Source organism: Ruegeria sp. CH8 (assembly GCF_056536985.1).
On the sequence record NZ_JBQFQR010000022.1, the window covers coordinates 32,265 to 48,843 of the forward strand.

18 protein-coding genes are annotated in these 16,579 nt (G+C 59.7%); 12 read left to right on the forward strand and 6 right to left on the reverse strand.

Going from position 1 to position 16,579, the window contains the following annotated elements; translation table 11 throughout:
* Positions 1 to 24: 24 nt before the first annotated feature.
* Positions 25 to 1,152: a CaiB/BaiF CoA transferase family protein gene (locus ACR0ER_RS20365; RefSeq protein WP_480770505.1), complete on the reverse strand. Its 1,128-nt coding sequence runs from the start codon at positions 1,150 to 1,152 to the stop codon at positions 25 to 27.
* A 154-nt stretch (positions 1,153 to 1,306) separates the two neighbouring features.
* On the opposite strand from ACR0ER_RS20365, the gene ACR0ER_RS20370 reads away from it, so the two are divergent.
* The 6 genes from ACR0ER_RS20370 to uvrC all read left to right on the forward strand — a co-directional run bounded on the left by ACR0ER_RS20370 (position 1,307) and on the right by uvrC (position 8,002).
* On the forward strand, positions 1,307 to 2,236 hold the full coding sequence (locus tag ACR0ER_RS20370; protein ID WP_480770506.1) for an ABC transporter ATP-binding protein: 930 nt from the start codon (positions 1,307 to 1,309) through the stop codon (positions 2,234 to 2,236).
* Positions 2,233 to 2,994: an ABC transporter permease gene (locus ACR0ER_RS20375; RefSeq protein WP_480770507.1), complete on the forward strand. Its 762-nt coding sequence runs from the start codon at positions 2,233 to 2,235 to the stop codon at positions 2,992 to 2,994. The genes ACR0ER_RS20370 and ACR0ER_RS20375 overlap by 4 nt, the downstream gene beginning before the upstream one ends.
* Positions 2,995 to 3,107: 113 nt before the next feature.
* A complete protein-coding gene (locus ACR0ER_RS20380) occupies positions 3,108 to 3,905 on the forward strand; it encodes a S49 family peptidase (RefSeq protein WP_480770508.1) in 798 nt (265 codons plus the stop codon).
* 168 nt (positions 3,906 to 4,073) lie between these two features.
* On the forward strand, positions 4,074 to 5,036 hold the full coding sequence (locus ACR0ER_RS20385) for a calcium/sodium antiporter (protein WP_480770509.1): 963 nt from the start codon (positions 4,074 to 4,076) through the stop codon (positions 5,034 to 5,036).
* 21 nt (positions 5,037 to 5,057) lie between these two features.
* Positions 5,058 to 5,837, forward strand: coding sequence for an SDR family oxidoreductase (locus tag ACR0ER_RS20390; RefSeq protein ID WP_480770510.1), 780 nt, complete (start codon positions 5,058 to 5,060; stop codon positions 5,835 to 5,837).
* A 290-nt stretch (positions 5,838 to 6,127) separates the two neighbouring features.
* Positions 6,128 to 8,002, forward strand: a complete 1,875-nt coding sequence (uvrC, locus tag ACR0ER_RS20395) for an excinuclease ABC subunit UvrC (protein ID WP_480770511.1) — start codon at positions 6,128 to 6,130, stop codon at positions 8,000 to 8,002.
* On the opposite strand, the gene ACR0ER_RS20400 is transcribed toward uvrC, so the two are convergent.
* Complete coding sequence (locus ACR0ER_RS20400; RefSeq protein WP_480770512.1) at positions 7,999 to 8,883, reverse strand: DMT family transporter; 885 nt, start codon at positions 8,881 to 8,883, stop codon at positions 7,999 to 8,001. The genes uvrC and ACR0ER_RS20400 overlap by 4 nt on opposite strands.
* Positions 8,884 to 9,066: 183 nt before the next feature.
* Between ACR0ER_RS20400 and pgsA the strand changes: the two genes are divergently transcribed.
* Genes pgsA through ACR0ER_RS20415 form a run of 3 tightly spaced genes read left to right on the forward strand, consistent with a single transcriptional unit; the run spans position 9,067 to position 10,429 of the window.
* Positions 9,067 to 9,735 carry a CDP-diacylglycerol--glycerol-3-phosphate 3-phosphatidyltransferase gene (gene pgsA / locus ACR0ER_RS20405; RefSeq protein ID WP_480770513.1) on the forward strand — a complete coding sequence of 223 codons (669 nt, stop codon included), beginning with the start codon at positions 9,067 to 9,069 and terminating at the stop codon, positions 9,733 to 9,735.
* A 3-nt stretch (positions 9,736 to 9,738) separates the two neighbouring features.
* Complete coding sequence (gene moaD, locus ACR0ER_RS20410) at positions 9,739 to 9,984, forward strand: molybdopterin converting factor subunit 1 (RefSeq protein ID WP_480770514.1); 246 nt, start codon at positions 9,739 to 9,741, stop codon at positions 9,982 to 9,984.
* 1 nt (position 9,985) lies between these two features.
* On the forward strand, positions 9,986 to 10,429 hold the full coding sequence (locus ACR0ER_RS20415; protein ID WP_170333141.1) for a molybdenum cofactor biosynthesis protein MoaE: 444 nt from the start codon (positions 9,986 to 9,988) through the stop codon (positions 10,427 to 10,429).
* 49 nt (positions 10,430 to 10,478) lie between these two features.
* Here ACR0ER_RS20415 and ACR0ER_RS20420 read toward each other — a convergent pair whose 3' ends face one another.
* The 4 genes from ACR0ER_RS20420 to ubiA form a co-directional block, all read right to left on the reverse strand.
* Positions 10,479 to 11,009, reverse strand: a complete 531-nt coding sequence (locus tag ACR0ER_RS20420; RefSeq protein ID WP_170333143.1) for a hypothetical protein — start codon at positions 11,007 to 11,009, stop codon at positions 10,479 to 10,481.
* 172 nt (positions 11,010 to 11,181) lie between these two features.
* A complete protein-coding gene (locus tag ACR0ER_RS20425) occupies positions 11,182 to 11,502 on the reverse strand; it encodes a hypothetical protein (protein ID WP_170333146.1) in 321 nt (106 codons plus the stop codon).
* Position 11,503: 1 nt separating this feature from the next.
* Positions 11,504 to 13,420, reverse strand: coding sequence for an OmpA family protein (locus ACR0ER_RS20430; RefSeq protein WP_480770515.1), 1,917 nt, complete (start codon positions 13,418 to 13,420; stop codon positions 11,504 to 11,506).
* Positions 13,421 to 13,484: 64 nt separating this feature from the next.
* Positions 13,485 to 14,447 (reverse strand): 4-hydroxybenzoate octaprenyltransferase, encoded by a 963-nt coding sequence (gene ubiA / locus ACR0ER_RS20435; RefSeq protein WP_480770516.1) that lies wholly within the window; start codon positions 14,445 to 14,447, stop codon positions 13,485 to 13,487.
* Positions 14,448 to 14,459: 12 nt separating this feature from the next.
* Between ubiA and ACR0ER_RS20440 the strand changes: the two genes are divergently transcribed.
* From ACR0ER_RS20440 to ACR0ER_RS20450, 3 genes are read left to right on the forward strand one after another with little or no spacing between them, the layout of a single operon-like run.
* Positions 14,460 to 15,185: a 16S rRNA (uracil(1498)-N(3))-methyltransferase gene (locus tag ACR0ER_RS20440; RefSeq protein WP_480770517.1), complete on the forward strand. Its 726-nt coding sequence runs from the start codon at positions 14,460 to 14,462 to the stop codon at positions 15,183 to 15,185.
* Positions 15,182 to 16,030: a GNAT family N-acetyltransferase gene (locus tag ACR0ER_RS20445; RefSeq protein ID WP_480770518.1), complete on the forward strand. Its 849-nt coding sequence runs from the start codon at positions 15,182 to 15,184 to the stop codon at positions 16,028 to 16,030. Before ACR0ER_RS20440 ends, ACR0ER_RS20445 begins: the two co-directional genes overlap by 4 nt.
* Complete coding sequence (locus ACR0ER_RS20450) at positions 16,027 to 16,554, forward strand: hypothetical protein (RefSeq protein ID WP_480770519.1); 528 nt, start codon at positions 16,027 to 16,029, stop codon at positions 16,552 to 16,554. The genes ACR0ER_RS20445 and ACR0ER_RS20450 overlap by 4 nt, the downstream gene beginning before the upstream one ends.
* Positions 16,555 to 16,579 lie beyond the last annotated feature (25 nt).

Below are 16,579 nucleotides of genomic sequence, written 5' to 3' on the forward strand. Positions count from 1 at the left end.
CCCCCTTCTTGACCTACGGCCAATTCATCCCCCGGGATATTTTTGGCCAGATGAAGACGCGGATTTTTGCTGCGCCTTGAGTTCGTTCAGGATGTCCTGGCGATGCTCTCCGCGGGTTGGGCTGGATTTGGGGTGCCATTCGGAGGTTGAGAATCTCGGTGCAGCGGCGGCTTGCAGGGTGTCCTCTGTTTTGCGCCACGTCTGGCGGGCGGCATTCATCGGGTGGGTTTTTGCTTCGGTCGGGCTGAGGACCGGCGCGACGCAGGCATCGGTGCCTTGGAAAAGATCCGCCCAGTGATCCCGGGTGTTGCCGGCGAAGATGTCAGACAGGCGTTGAGTGAGGGCAGTCCAGGTCGCGCGATCAAATTGCGATTGGAAGTCAAGGTCGTCCGACAACCCCATCTTTTGCAAAAACAGCGCATAGAATTTGGGTTCTAGGCATTGAACCGTTACGAAACCGCCATCGGAACAAATGTAGGTGCGACTCCAATGGGGGCCGTCCAGCAGGCTTTGGCCGCGCTTGTCCGACAGGTTGCCGGATTGGTTCAGGCTCATGAGAAGGTTCATCATATGCGCCGAGCCATCGTAGATCGCGGCATCGACCACCGTGCCCTGGCCTGTTCTCTGCGCGTTCAGCAGCCCGGCCAAAATGCCTGCGACCAGATACAGGGCGCCGCCGCCAATGTCACCGACCAGCGTTGCAGGCGTTTGCGGTGCTTGGCCGGGCGGAGAAGCGTACCAGAGCGCGCCGGACAGGGAGATATAATTCAGGTCATGCCCGGCTGTGTCAGACAAGGGACTGTCCTGACCCCAACCCGTCATCCGTCCATAGACCAGCCCGGGGTTCATCTCATGGCAGGGTTCCGGGCCGAGGCCAAGTTTCTCCATCACACCGGGGCGGAACCCTTCGATCAGCGCATCGGCCGAGGCGATCAGGCGTTTGGCGATTTCCAGATCACTTGCGTCCTTCAGGTCCAGATCAATCGACCTCTTGCCGCGATCCAAAACCGAGCGTTCCGGCATCCCCGGTGTTGCGGCCTGACCTTTGCGGTGGATGGTGATCACATCGGCGCCCATATCCGCCAGCAGCATGGCGGCAAAGGGGGCAGGGCCCAGCCCCTCAACCTCAATGATCCGAATACCTTTCAGCATGGTCCCCCCTTCGATTAACCGCAGGGTCCCGGGATCGCCGGTAAATTGCAAGGCCAGAGGTTAAACCCGCAAAAAAGCGCAGGGCCTTATGCGAAATTGGCCTGTTCTGCGCCGATGGGCCGGGGTAGGGTCGCCGCCAGAACAGGGAACTTGCATGACGACCATTCTTTCGATCAAGGATCTGCGCAAATCCTATGCTGACGGGTTTGAGGCGCTGAAAGGCGTGTCTCTGGACATTGAGCAGGGGGAGATTCTGGCGCTGTTGGGGCCGAACGGGGCGGGCAAGACGACGCTGATTTCGACCATCTGCGGGATCACCACGCCGACCTCGGGCTCGGTGACGGTGGGTGGCCATGACATCCAGACAGACTTCCGCGCCGCGCGTCGGATGATTGGTTTGGTTCCGCAGGAAATCGCGCTGGAGCCTTTCGAAAAGGTCTGGAACACGGTGCGCCTGTCGCGCGGGTTGTTCGGGCTGGGCCGTGACAATGCTATGATTGAGGATGTTCTGCGCAAGCTGTCTCTGTGGGACAAACGCAAGAACGCCATCAAGGAACTGTCGGGCGGTATGAAGCGCCGGGTGCTGATCGCCAAGGCGCTGGCACACGAACCGCGTGTTCTGTTTCTGGATGAACCTACCGCCGGTGTTGATGTCGAGTTGCGCAAGGACATGTGGGAGATCGTGGCCGAACTGAAGCGGGCCGGCGTCACCATCATCCTGACCACGCATTACATCGAAGAGGCCGAGGCCATCGCCGACCGTGTCGGTGTCATCGATAAGGGTGAGCTGCTTCTGGTTCAGGACAAACACACGCTGATGGCGCAGATGGGTAAAAAGCAACTCGAGGTGATGCTGACCGAGCCGATCCAAGCCATCCCTGACAGTCTGGCAGCGCATAATCTGGCGCTGAACGGCAATGGGGATGCGCTGGTCTATACCTATGACACCCATGCCGACCGCACCGGCATCACCACGTTGCTGAATGACGTGGCTCAGGCTGGGCTGGTGTTGCGCGACGTGCAAACCCGCCAGTCGAGCCTGGAAGAGATATTCGTCAATCTGGTGTCCGGAGAGCCCGCATGAACTGGTCCGCCATTGCCGCCATCTACCGCTTCGAAATGGCCCGGTTCTTTCGGACATTGGCGCAGAGCTTTCTGTCTCCGGTCCTGTCGACATCGTTGTATTTCGTGGTGTTCGGCACTGCCATCGGCAGCCGTATCCAAGAGGTTGAGGGCGTGTCCTATGGCGCTTTCATCGTGCCGGGGCTGATCATGTTGTCGGTGGTGATGCTGGCGATTTCCAATGCGTCCTTCGGCATCTATTTCCCCAAGTTTCTGGGCACGATTTACGAACTGCTTTCGGCCCCGGTGAACTTTATCGAGATCGTGATCGGCTATGTCGGGGCGGCTGCCACGAAATCGCTGTTTGTCGGGCTTGTGATTCTTATTACGGCTACGTTTTTTGTAGACATACGCATTCAACACCCGCTTGCGATGGCAGCATTTCTGATCCTGTCCTGCCTCAGCTTTTCGCTGTTGGGGTTCATCATCGGCATCTGGGCCAGCAACTTTGAGCAAATGTCGCTGGTGCCGCAACTTGTAGTGACGCCGTTGATCTTTCTGGGCGGGACGTTCTACTCGATCTCGATGCTGCCGCCGGTGTGGCAGACCATCACCCTGTTCAACCCGGTGGTCTATCTGATTTCGGGGTTTCGGTGGTCGTTCTACGGATTGGCGGATGTGCCGATCGGTTTCAGCTTGTTGGCCATTGTGGCGTTTACCGGCCTGTGTCTGGGCATTATCTGGTGGATATTCAAAACCGGCTGGCGCATTCGCAGCTAGGTTGTATCAGGCGTTGCATTTTTGCCCACTGACCTTGGGAAATGTGTTCACGTCACAACTATCGGCCAAACGGTCCCTTGTTTACCGGTTGGGTGCACTCTACATCGGCATCCATGAAACTCAGCCTGCCGTTTCTTAAAAAGCAACCCTGCGTGGCCGTTGTGCGCCTGTCCGGTACCATCGGAATGGCCGGTCGTGGGTCGATGTCCGACACTGCACTGGCCCCTGTGCTTGAGAAAGCCTTTCGCAAGGGCAAACCCGCTGCCGTCGCGCTTGAGGTCAACTCGCCCGGTGGCTCACCCGTTCAAAGCTCGATGATCGGCGCACGTATCCGGCGGTTGTCCGAGGAACTGAAAGTGCCGGTCATCGCCTTCGTCGAAGACGTGGCGGCCTCGGGAGGCTATTGGCTGGCGGCTGCGGCGGATGAAATCTACGCCGATGACAGTTCGGTTTTGGGGTCGATCGGGGTGATCTCGTCCGGCTTTGGTGCCCATGTCCTGTTGAAACGGCAGGGGATCGAGCGGCGGGTTCACACGGCGGGTCAGTCGAAATCCATGCTCGACCCGTTTGCACCCGAAAAGAAAGAGGATGTCGCGCGGCTGGAAACCCTGCTGGCTGATATCCACGAAAATTTCATCACCCATGTCAAAACCCGGCGCGGCGGAAAGCTGGACGAAGGTCAGGACCTGTTCACCGGGGAAATCTGGCTGGCGCGGCGCGCGCAGGAACTGGGTCTGATCGACGGCATCGCGCATTTGAAACCGAAGATGCAGGAACGTTTTGGCGACAAGGTCAAATTCCGCCGCTACGGGCTGCGCAAGCCGATCTGGTCGCGTTTTGGTGCGTCTCTGGCGCAGGATGCCATCGCCGGGCTTGAGGAGCGCGCCGCCTACGCGCGTTTCGGTTTGTGACGTGATTATCAAGATTGTCACCCTGTTTCTGATCGCCATGGGCGTGCTGGCGATGTTCGGTAAGCTGCGCTTTCCGGGGCAGAAACGGCTGCAATCTTCAAGATGTCCGCGCTGCGGTCGGTTCAGGATCGGTAAAGGCCCCTGCGCCTGCGAAAAAGGAGGCCGTTCATGACGGCATGGCTGTTATCCGGCCTTGGGCTGCTGATCCTGCTGCTGGCGGGTGACGCACTGGTGCGCGGTGCGGTGAACCTGAGCCTGCGCATGGGCGTACCTGCGCTGATCGTCAGCCTGACCATTGTGGCCTTTGGCACCTCGGCGCCCGAGCTTCTGATTGCCATCAGCGCGATCAAGGAAAACGCACCGGGCATTGCGCTGGGTAACGTGGTCGGGTCGAATACAGCAAATATCCTGCTGGTTCTGGGCGTTCCGGCCCTGCTGTCGACGCTGCACACCAGCGAATGCAACAGCCGCAGGAACTATGTCTTTATGCTGCTGGCATCGGTGCTGTTCATTGGTTTGGCCTTCTGCGGCGTGTTTACTGTGTTCAGCGGGGCGATCCTGCTGGCAGCCTTGGGCTTGGTCCTCTGGAATGCCTTCCGCGAAGCACATGCGCATCGCAAAGCCTGTGGTCAGGCCTGCGCCGACGACGAAGAACTGGACGGTCTGGAAGAGGCCGATCCCAACATGCCCTACTGGAAGATTTCGATCTATCTGGTGCTGGGCCTGATCGGCCTGCCGATGGGGGCGCACTTGCTGGTGGAATACGCCACGGTCATAGCCCTCACCTACGGCGTCAGCGAAACGGTGATCGGTCTGACTTTGGTGGCAGTCGGAACCTCTCTGCCGGAGTTGGCGACTACGGTGATGGCCGCAATGCGGCGGCAGGCTGACGTGGCGCTGGGTAATGTGATCGGGTCGAACATATTTAACCTGTTGGCCATCGTGGGCATAGCCACATTGGTTGGCCCTATTCCCGTTGACCCGGAATTCCTGCGGTTCGACTTGTGGGTCATGCTGGGCGCGTCACTGCTGTTGATCCCATTCGTGTTTTTCAAACAGGATATTACACGTGCCTGGGGCATTGTGTTGACTCTGTTATATGCGGTCTACGTCTTCGTATTGCTGGCGTGATTTGACTGAGAGGAAGCATCAATGACCCGAGCGTTAGTGACCGGTGCCGGAATTCGCCTTGGCCGGGCAATGGCGCTGTATCTGGCGCGCCGCGGCTATGACGTCGCCATACATTATGCAACCTCGGAGCAACCCGCGCAGGAGACCGTGGCCGAGGTTCAGGCCTTGGGGCGCAAGGCAGTGGCTTTGCAGGTGGACTTGTTGGACGAAACACAGGTTAGCGCGCTGCTGCCCCGTGCCGCCGAGGCGCTGGGCGGACCAATCACCTGTCTGGTTAACAACGCCTCGATCTTTGAATACGACAACATCCGCACGGCCACCCGGCAAAGCTGGGACCGGCATATGGACAGCAACCTTCGTGCGCCCTTCGTGCTGACGCAGGCTATGGCCGAACAGGGGCTGATGCCCGAAACGGATGAGGCGGGCGAACCTGTCGCCATCGGTTTGATCGTCAATATGGTCGATATGCGGGTGCGCAAGCTGACACCTGAATTCATGTCCTACACCATCGCAAAGATGGGCTTGTGGGCGCTGACTCGTACCGCTGCGCAGGCGCTGACGCCCGCGATCCGCGTCAATGCCATCGGCCCCGGCCCAACGATACAGGGGCACCGGCAATCCGAAGATCACTTCAAAGCACAGCGCGCCAACACGGTATTGGAGCGCGGCTCGAACCCCTCGGATATCACTGCTGCTTTGGGGTATTTTCTGGACGCACATGCCGTCACCGGACAGCTTTTATGTGTGGATGGAGGTCAGCATCTGGGATGGCAAACGCCGGATGTTTTGGGCATAGAATAGACATATTCGCTGCAAGTTTTGCACTGCTCGCATTTCCGTTACCTGTCCGTTACAAAAATGTCTTTTTTTTCATATACTTGCATTGCGTATAAAATAAAAATGTTTAAAATCAAAAACTTAAGTATGTGCCTATTTTTTGTGCAACTCATTGAATCCATAAGTATACAAGGGGATTTCGTCTTCTCTGAAAACTTATCTGCATAGTTATCCACAGAAACGGTGGATTTGTTTTCTCTTGATCTGAGGCTCGCGAGATTGCAGCCATAGACAGGGAATCATATCTCAGGCCCATGACCACCCAGAACGAATCGAACCCCGAGACTCAGCCCACTGGCTACGCTTGCATCCAGCGCCATGCGAAAACGCTGGACAACTCGCCCGGTGTGTACCGGATGCTGGATGCGGACAGCCGGGTTTTGTACGTGGGCAAGGCGCGGAACCTGAAGGCGCGGGTGTCGAACTACACCCGTCCGGGGCATTCGGGGCGGATCGAAAAGATGATCGCCTCCACCGCTTCGATGATGTTTCTGACCACCCGGACCGAGACCGAGGCGCTGCTGCTGGAGCAGAACCTGATCAAGCAGCTCAAGCCCAAATACAACGTACTGCTGCGCGACGATAAGAGCTTTCCGAACATTCTGGTCGCCAAGGATCATGCCTATCCGCAGATCAAAAAGCACCGCGGCGCAAAGAAGGAAAAGGGCGCCTATTTCGGTCCTTTCGCCAGTGCCGGTGCGGTGAATCGGACCCTGAACCAGTTGCAAAAGGCATTCCTGCTGCGCAATTGCTCGGATTCGATGTTTGAAAGCCGCACGCGGCCTTGTTTGCTCTATCAAATCAAACGCTGTTCCGGACCCTGTGTCGGGCTGATTTCTGAGGGCGATTATCGCGAAAGCGTCAAGGATGCGGAACGCTTCCTTTCGGGGCGGTCGACCAAGGTGCAAGAGGAGTTGGCCGAGCAGATGATGGCCGCCTCCGAGGCGATGGAGTTCGAACGCGCCGCCGGTCTTCGCGACCGTATCCGGGCGCTAACGCAGGTGCAGACCAGCCAGGGTATCAACCCGCGCGGCGTGGCCGAGGCGGACGTGATCGGCCTTTATATGGATAGCGGGCAGGCTTGCGTTCAGGTGTTCTTTATCCGCGCCAACCAGAACTGGGGGAACAAGGATTTCTATCCTCGGGTTGGTGCCGATGTGTCTCCGGCTGAGGCGATGGAGGCGTTCCTTGGCCAGTTCTACGACAACAAGGAGCCGCCCCGGCAGTTGATCCTGTCTGACGGGATCGAAAACGCAGATCTCATGGAACAGGCTTTGTCTGAGAAGGCAGGGCGCAAGGTTGAAATCCTCGTGCCTCAGCGTGGCGAGAAACAGGAATTAGTCGCCGGTGCCCTGCGCAACGCGCGCGAGTCTTTGGCGCGTCGCATGTCTGAAAGTGCGACGCAGGCCAAGCTGCTGCGTGGTGTGGCCGAGGCGTTTGATCTGGATAACCCGCCGGGCCGGATCGAGGTTTACGACAACTCGCACATTCAGGGTACCAATGCTGTCGGTGGCATGATCGTGGCTGGCCCCGAAGGGTTCATGAAAAACGCCTATCGCAAGTTCAACATTCGCGGTGACGACCTGACCCCCGGCGATGACTTCGGGATGATGAAAGAGGTTCTGACTCGCCGCTTCACCCGCCTGCAAAAGGAAGACCCGGATCGGGAAAAGGGTATGTGGCCCGACCTTCTACTGATCGACGGCGGCGCCGGGCAGGTCAGCGCGGTGCATGAGATCATGGTCGAACTTGGCGTCGAAGACATCCCGATGGTGGGTGTTGCCAAAGGTGTCGACCGCGACCACGGCAAGGAAGAGTTTCACCGCATCGGCCAGCGCGCTTTTGCCCTGAAACGCAACGATCCCGTGTTGTACTTCATCCAGCGTCTACGGGATGAGGCGCACCGGTTCGCCATCGGCACCCACCGCGCCAAACGCGCCAAGGCCGTAGGGGCAACACCGCTGGACGAAATCCCCGGTGTGGGCGCCGCGCGCAAACGTGCCTTGCTGACTCATTTCGGCAGTGCCAAGGCGGTCAGTCGCGCCAATCTGGCGGACTTGAAAGCCGTTGACGGGATCTCAGCCGGGCTGGCGCAAAAGGTCTATGATTTCTTCCACGACAAGGGCTAGGCCTGTCGTCCACGCCAAAGGATATACAACCCCGAGGCCACGATCAGCGCGCTGCCGATCCACATGGTCTGATCCAATTGCTCTCCAAACATGACCACACCCAAACCGACGCCAAACAACAACCGTGAATAGCGGAACGGTGTAACCGCCGAGACTTCACCGGTGCGCATGGCTTTCATCAGCGCCGAGTACGCTGCGGTGCCCATCAGGATCGCGCCGCCCACATGCAGGCTGGTGTGCAGGTCTAGCGGTGCCATCGGTACGCCTTCCCAGAACCGATAGGCTAGGCCCGCGATAATGATGCAGAGGAAGCCGTAGAACCCCAGCACTTCGGTCCCGAGTGTTGCGGGTGCGGCGCGGCTGGCCAGATCGCGCCCGGCAAAGCCCAGCATCCCCAACACCGCAAGGATGGACAGGGCGGAGAAACTGTCTCCGGTCGGTTGGATGATGATCACAACGCCTATCAGACCGATCAAAATGGCGCTCCAACGGCGCCAGCCGACCGCCTCGCCAAAGAACAGCGCCGCACCTGCGACCACGACCAGAGGTGTGGCCTGCAGGATAACGGTCGCAGCTGACAGGGGTGTCAGCGTGATCGCCAGCACATAGAACAGCCGCCCTAGGATCTCGAATAGCACCCGCACCTTCATCGGGCGCGACAGTACGTCCCTGTGAAACAGGTTGGTGCCCTGCAGAAGCGCCACCGCCGCAAAGATCACGGTTCCCCCGGCGCCGAACAAGACCAGAATTTGCCAGATCGGCAACGCGGCGGACGCGCCTTTTAACAGCGCATCTTCCAGCGCGAATAGCGCCATTCCGGCGATCATCCACGCGCTGCCGATCAGGTTGGATCGGGGGTCGGTTTGAATATGTGCGGTCATGCTGTGCGGTCGCTCCTAAGCCGTCCGCCAATCTGACCGCAAAGCCACCGCGCGCCAAGCAGTATCTGACTGAGAGTTCCCGGTTGCGACCCTTTGCCCTTTGGCCCTGCAACTGCCTGTGATCGGGCCAGTTTTTTGCCGGCCCGTCTTTTCTGCACCGAACCGGCGATGTAGTGTCGGTCCATGAAGTGGAACCTGCCCAATATTCTGACCGTGCTGCGCCTGCTTGCGGCCCCCGGTCTGGCCGTAATGTTTCTGTATTTCACCCGTCCCTATGCCGACTGGTTCGCGCTGATCTTGTTCATGACAGCAGCGATCACCGACTGGTTCGATGGCTATCTGGCCCGTGCGTGGAAACAGGAAACCAAGATGGGCGCGATGATGGACCCGATTGCCGACAAGGCGATGGTGGTGATCGCGCTGATGATCCTTGTGGGTTATTCGACCGAACATTGGACGCCGTGGCTGGTGCTGCCCGCCACCGTGATCCTGTTCCGCGAGGTGTTCGTTTCAGGCCTGCGCGAATATCTGGGGGATACGGCCGGCACGCTGAAGGTGACCAAGCTGGCCAAGTGGAAGACAACCGCGCAGATGGTTGCCATCGCGGTTCTGTTCTCACAGGGGATATTTGAACACTATTTTGTCATGGCCACCTTTGGGATGGACGCCGCCACGATGGATCAAGTTCTGACCGGACAGGTTGAGGACCTGAACCACATCCGCTGGCATCTGGAAGGGATGTTCTGGTCCGGCCGCATCGGTTTGTGGCTGCTGTGGATTGCCGCCACGCTGACATTGATCACCGGTTATGACTACCTACGTAAAGCCATGCCCCATCTGAAGGAGAGCTAACCGATGGACGTGCTGTATTTCGCTTGGGTGCGCGAACGCATTGGCCTGCCGAAAGAGAAGGTCGACACACAGGCCGCTACGGTCTCTGATCTGGTGGCCGAACTCAGCGCACGCGAGGACCGCTACGCGGCGGCCTTCGCCGATCTGTCCGCGCTGCGCGTCGCGCTGGATCAGGAGCTTTCGGATTTTGACGCTTCGCTGGCTGGCGTACGCGAGGTTGCATTCTTCCCGCCGATGACCGGTGGCTAAGATGCGTATCGCAGTTCAGGAAGAGGCGTTTGATCTGGGAGCCGAGGCCAACGCATTCGCGTCGGGCAACGCAGCCAACGGCGCGATCGTGACCTTCACAGGCGTCGTGCGCGATCTGGCCTCGGGCGATCTGGATGTGATGGAGATCGAGCATTACCCCGGCATGACCGAACGCGCACTGACCAAGATCGCTCAAGAGGCGCAATCACGCTGGTCGCTGGGCGATGTGCTGGTGATCCACCGTCACGGACGGTTGGCACCGGGGGACCGGATCATGATGGTGGCCACAGCCGCACCGCATCGCAAGGACGCGTTCGAAGCAGCGGAATACCTGATGGACTACCTGAAATCCCGCGCACCGTTCTGGAAAAAGGAAATCACCAAATCCGGTGAGGAATGGGTGGCCGCCAAGGACGAAGACGAAGACGCCTTGAGCCGTTGGTAGAGACAAGTTCCGGCACCCGCTTGTCGGATGCCGGAGTTGGCAGATCGGCTTAGCTGCTCTGTTCAGAATTGCAGGTGCGTGCTGCTTCAATAGCTTTAAGGGTACCGTCGAGGCTTACCGTAAAGCCGGTTTCTTTTTCCGGGAAGACGGTCATCTCGTATTTCTTCATGACGTCTTCAACGAATTGTGGATTGTTCGCCAGAATGTAGCCCCCCGTGTACCCGTCAGCGAGGTGCTTTGTTTTCTTGCGGGCTTCGGCCGAGTACACGTTGCCATCCAGTGACAATATAATCTCTTCCTTTTTGCCTTTTAAGCCGATGTCGTTTTGGGTGAAGACCCCGAGGTATCCCATTTCCTGATCTTTGGTCAGCCCCATCTGAACAACGTTGCTATTTTCGTCGACGCGTTCGATCAGGCAGGATCCACGGGTTTCGTCTACATAGATCGTCCAGCCGGACTCTTCGCCCCATTTTGTAAAGGTGTCATTCTCTGATGGGATAACATCGCTTGAGGCATATGCAGCGGTTGTGAAGAACATCCCAAGTATTGCGGCGGTCTTAGTTGTGTTATTGAGAATCATAGTACACTCCAGTTGCTTGGATCGTGAACAATTCAGTGTGCAGGCAAAAACACACCAATTCATATTATTGAATTTATTACTAAAATGAAGACGGCAGAATCTGACCGGCTAAAACCTGCCGATTAACCTAGCCTTTGCAATATCGGTAAGCGCGCAATTCGAAATGGTTGCATCAATCCGCGTTGTTGACGCGGCCGCGCAGTTCTTCGGCCTCTTGCCGGGCAGCGCGCAGGCCGTCCATGGCGGCGGCCAGTTCGGCTTCGGCCTGGGTCAACTGGTTGGTCAGTTCAGCTTCGCGCTGTTGCAGGTAAGTGATCGCCTGATCGCGGGTTTCCTCGGCCTCGTGCAATTCCTGGCTCATGCGGTCCAGATCGGCTACGTCGCTTTGGCGCACGCGGGACAGGCGGTGGGCCAGCCAGTTGGCGAACCAACCCATGCAGAAAGCCGCGAACAGGATGATGGCGGTGGCGATGATGAATTCGATTCTGTTCACTTTACTGGTCCCCTGCATCCGCGTCTGAGGCGGGTGTGTCCGTCTGTTCGGCCTCGATGGATTCTGCCTCGATCGCGTCCAGCCCGGTTTCGGTGTTTTCCACCGGCTCGGGGCGGATCAGCCGGAACTCGATCCGGCGGTTTTCCTCACGGCCTTCTTCGGTACCGTTGTCGGCAATCGGTTGCGTTTCCCCATAACCCACGGCGGTAAAGCTGGCGGTGGGCACGCGGCGGCCGCGCAATTCGTTCAGGATGGACTGAGCGCGCGACTGGCTGAGCTGCTGGTTCATCTCTTCGCGGCCCTGACTGTCGGTATGGCCCTGAATCTCCAGCCGGATCGGTCCGCATTCGCGCAGGATGTCTGCAATCTGGTTCACTGTATCGCGTGAGTCGGCGGCGACGGTAGCCGAGCCGGGCTCGAACGCGATTTTGGTGCCGGCCTGAACTTCGGCGATGCGTTCTTCGCACACTTCGGGATCTGGCAGTTTGTCCGCAGGTTCGGGCGGTTCCTGATAGGTGATCGACAGGGTGAATTCCTGCGCGTCGCCCAGTTTTTCAGACAGCAGGCCGGCGATCTGCGCTTTCGTCTCGGGGTCATGGCTGATGCCGTTCAGGACCAGATCGTCCGGAGTGACCGTCAGCGCGCCGTTATGCAACTGCGCTAGCGCCTCAAGCCCGGTCAGAACGCGCACCGGCCAGCCCATAGGCAACCCATCGGGCGCGATGCGGGTCGCGGTGTGGACCAATTCGGACCCAAAAGCGGCGCGGGCATAGCTGTCGACCATGTCGCGCTGGGTCTCGTCACCCAAACGTCCGCGCATCTGAACCAGCCCTTCGGGGCTGCGCGTGGCAGTGAATTCAGGGGGACCTTCTTCGCCCTCGGTTTCGGGGGGCGGCAGAATGGCGTGAAGGGCAAAGACCGGGGGCAGGGCGTTTTCAAGCTCACCCACCACGCGGTCGAATGCTCCGGCGGCAGTGCCTTCTGCAGCGGCCAGAGTGATATCCGCATCCGACATGGTCACCGAACCGCCGCCCAACTCGGCCAGAGCATTGATGCTCAGAACGGCAGCCTCGGACCAGCGGGGCGAGGGCACGCCCAAACCGATTGTGCAGCTATAGGGGCCGCTCATGCCCGCCTCTTGCGCGGCAGCAATGATCGCCTCGCGCGCATTTTCGTCCTGCGCCGAGCAGGCATCGAACTGGCCGCCATTCGCGTCGATCAGAAAGCGCAGGGTAAAGGGCGTGATCACCGGGCGCGGGGCCGAGATCGATAGCCCGATCCGCAGGCTTGGCGGCGCGGCGCGGGTCAGGTCCTGCTCCAGCCTTTCTTTTTCCTGCTGGCTGTCGGCAATTGCAGTGATCTTGACTAGCCCGGGACTGGCCGAGATTTTGGCGCGCGGCAGGCGCGTCAAAGCGTCAACGGCATAGGTGATCGCGGCGTCCCACCCGTTAGGCTTTGGATAGTCGGCGGTTTCCATGAGGTCCGCCACCGGGGCACCGCTGGCCAGATCGCTCAGCCGCTCCATCAGCGCCTCGCGGTCTTCGTTGGCAGGGATCAGGCCGATCACCGAGATGCCGCTGTCATTGCGCAGAATCTCGGCCGAGAACCGGGGCGCGGCCAGTTCGGTTGTCGGGGCCACCTGCATTTCGTCGATCACGCGTGAAGTGTCGACCTCGGTACCTGCTGCGGTCAGCGCGTTAAAACGAGTGGCCTCATCGGTGGCCGTTCCCGTCAGAACGACGCGCAAACCGTCCGAATGCACCTCGGCCCAGTCATGCCCCTTCAGGTCCAGCGCACGGCGCACGGCAAATTCGGACGTTTCTTCGACCTTGGTCACCGCAAAGCTGGCGGCCAGTAGACACAGGCCCGCAGACACAAGGAAGATTAGGCCAACAGCAAAGAAATAGGGCAAACGCATGTGCGGGTTATCGACTCCTCAAGCGATAAGGCGAACTCTTACAGAGCCGCGCGGTCAGGTGCAATCAGAGCAGCAGTGCGACGCAGAGGAAGATCAGCGGAATAAGGCCAGTGTCCCTGTTGGCGCGGAACAGTTGCAGCAGTTTCGCATTGTCCTCGATATCCAGCCCGCGCAATTGCCACGCCATATGCCAGCCCATCGTCCATGGTCCGCCTAGGGCAACGACCAGTGCAAGGATCGATGCCTGTGACAAAGCTCCGTCTATGATCGCCAGTCCCATCAGAAATACCGTGGCCACAAGGAAGTACTTCAGCCACCGCGCCGTATCGGTGCCAAACAGCCGGGCGGTGGATTTGATGCCGATCAGTTCGTCATCCTCGGCGTCCTGATGGGCATAAATCGTGTCATAGAACAGCGTCCAGGCGATCCCGGCCAGATAGAGGGTGATTGCAGGCACGCCGACCGTGCCGGTATGCGCCGCCCAGGCCAGCAGGATGCCCCAGTTGAAGGCCAGCCCCAGAAACACCTGTGGCCACCAAGTGAACCGCTTGGCAAAGGGATACACCGCCACCGGCAACAGCGACAGCACGCCCATGGCGATGGCGGCCTGATTGAAGCTCAGCAGAATTCCCAGCGCCAGCAGGCATTGCAGACCCATCCAGATCACTGCCTGTTTCACGCTGACTTGGCCCGAGGGGATCGGGCGCGACCGGGTGCGTTCGACCTGTCCGTCGAACTTGCGGTCAGTGATGTCATTCCATGTGCAGCCCGCGCCGCGCATCAGGAAGGCGCCTATGGCGCAGCCGATCGCGATCCACAGGTCCTCCCACCTTGGGTTGCCATCGCTCAGGATGGCCAGTGCCAGACCCCACCAGCAGGGAATCAGCAGCAGCCACGTGCCAATAGGCCGGTCCGCGCGGGAAAGGCGCAGATAAGGGCGGGCGAATGCGGGCGCATGTGTGTCGACCCAGTTGCCACTGACCGCATCTGCGACCTGACCGTCTGGTGTTGGGGCGTTGCCTTGCATATGTAACGTCTCATGAGTGCAAAGATCAGACTGTATGTAGAGCACCCTCTGGGTCAGGGGCAATCGGTAGATTTGACGCGCGAGCAGGCCCACTACCTGTTCGGCGTGATGCGTCTGGCCGTGGGCGGGCAGGTGGCCCTGTTCAACGGCAAGGACGGAGAATGGCTGGCCGAAGTCGCCGAGGCCGGCAAGCGCGGCGGTGTTCTGAGTTGTGTGGAACGGACCAAACCGCTGCAATTGCCGCCCGATCTGTGGTTCCTGTTTGCGCCGATCAAAAAGGCGCGCACCGATTTCATCGTTGAAAAAGCGGCGGAAATGGGTGTGGCGCGGATACTTCCGGTACAGACCGAGTTCACCAATTCAGAGCGCATCCGGCAGGACCGATTGCAGGCCCATGCCGTTGAGGCCGCCGAGCAATGCGGCGGCACTTTCGTGCCCGAGGTCACCGATCTGCAACGTCTGGATCGTGTGTTGGATAGCTGGCCCGAAGACCGCCAGCTGATGTTCTGTAACGAGGCCGAGGTTGGCTCGGCCCTGCGTTTGGCGGCGAATGAAAAGGGTCTGCCCTGGGCGATTCTGATCGGCCCCGAGGGCGGATTCTCGGACCGGGAGCGCGCGCGGCTGACGGCGCTGCCCTATGCGCATGTGGTTAGTCTGGGCCCGCGCATCCTGCGCGCGGATACGGCGGCGGTGGCGTCGCTGACCATGTGGCAACAGGCGCTGGGGGATTGGTCTTGAATTGGAGGCTGGCGACGGATGCGGACGTGCCAAAGATCGACGCGTTCCTGTCGCAACATATCCAGACTTCGATGTTCCCCTTGGCCAATCTGCGCGACTTCGGCCTGCGCGGTGATGACCCGCGCTCGGTGACTATCTGGGTGCTGGGCGATGGCCCGCGCGCCGTTTTCTCTGTCACCAACGAAGGTATGGTGATGGCGCAATGCCCCGATTGCTCGGATGCCGAGCTTGCCGCGGCAGTCGCCCTGATCCGGGGCCACAAACTGTTCGGAGTTGCATCCGAGGCCACGCAGGCGCGCCGGATCATGCGGCTGGCCGGGTGGGACGACCGTCCCGCCACCCTGAACAGCGATGAGCCCGGCTTTACACTGCAATTGGATGATCTCGTCTTACCGGACACCATCGGCGCGACGTTGGTTCCGTTGAGAGATATCGAACCTTCGATTCCCGAAGCCTGGCGCGAAAGCTATCTGGTCGAGGCCATGGATTTCGCCCCGGAACGCGCGCAGGTGCAGTCGAAAAAAGACATCGCGACCTATGCGCAGCGCGACTCGCACCGGGTTCTGATGGTCGATGATCAGCCCGTCGCGATGACCGGGTTCAACGCCCGCCTGCCCGAGGTCGTGCAGATCGGAGGGGTCTATACCCCGCCCAACCTGCGCGGCCGAGGCTATGCCCGGTTGGCGGTCGCGTTGCATCTGATCCAGGCGCGTAACGCCGGGGCGTCTCGTGCCGTACTTTTTGCGGCTTCTGATTCTGCTGCGCGTGCCTATATGGGTATTGGATTCAAATCCGCGGGGCAGTTTTCACTGATCCTGTTCACCAACCCCGAGGACCCGGCATGAGTTTCATCCGACCCGAAGCCAAACTGACCCTTTGGCGCTGGCGCGAAGTGTTGGTGGCTATACTTGTGCTGTTGGTTGGCCTCAGCTGGATCAGCGGCCCCGGCGGATTGCTGGGTTGGCTGGGCTGGGTGTTGGTAGCCGTGTCCGTGGCGCTTGCTGTGATCGGCGTTCAGCGCGCCCGATTCCGCACTGGTGTCGGGGGTCCCGGAGTGGTGACCGTCGACGAAGGCCAGATCACCTATCTCGGCCCGCTGGACGGTGGCATGGTTGCCACGCGGGAAATCGAGCGTCTGGCACTGGACCCGACTGCGTCCCCTGCGCATTGGGTGTTGGAGCAGCCGGGCCAGCCAGTGCTTCACATTCCTGTGAATGCCGAAGGGGCCGAAGCTCTGTTCGATGTCTTCTCGGCTCTGCCGGGGCTTAAAACCGAACAGATGCTAACCGAATTGAACGGCGGCGCGGCCCATCCGGTGGTGATCTGGGAACGGACGCCATCCCGCCCTGCCCACCTTAGGCTGCATTGACACTGGCGCGGTTTGCCCCCACGAC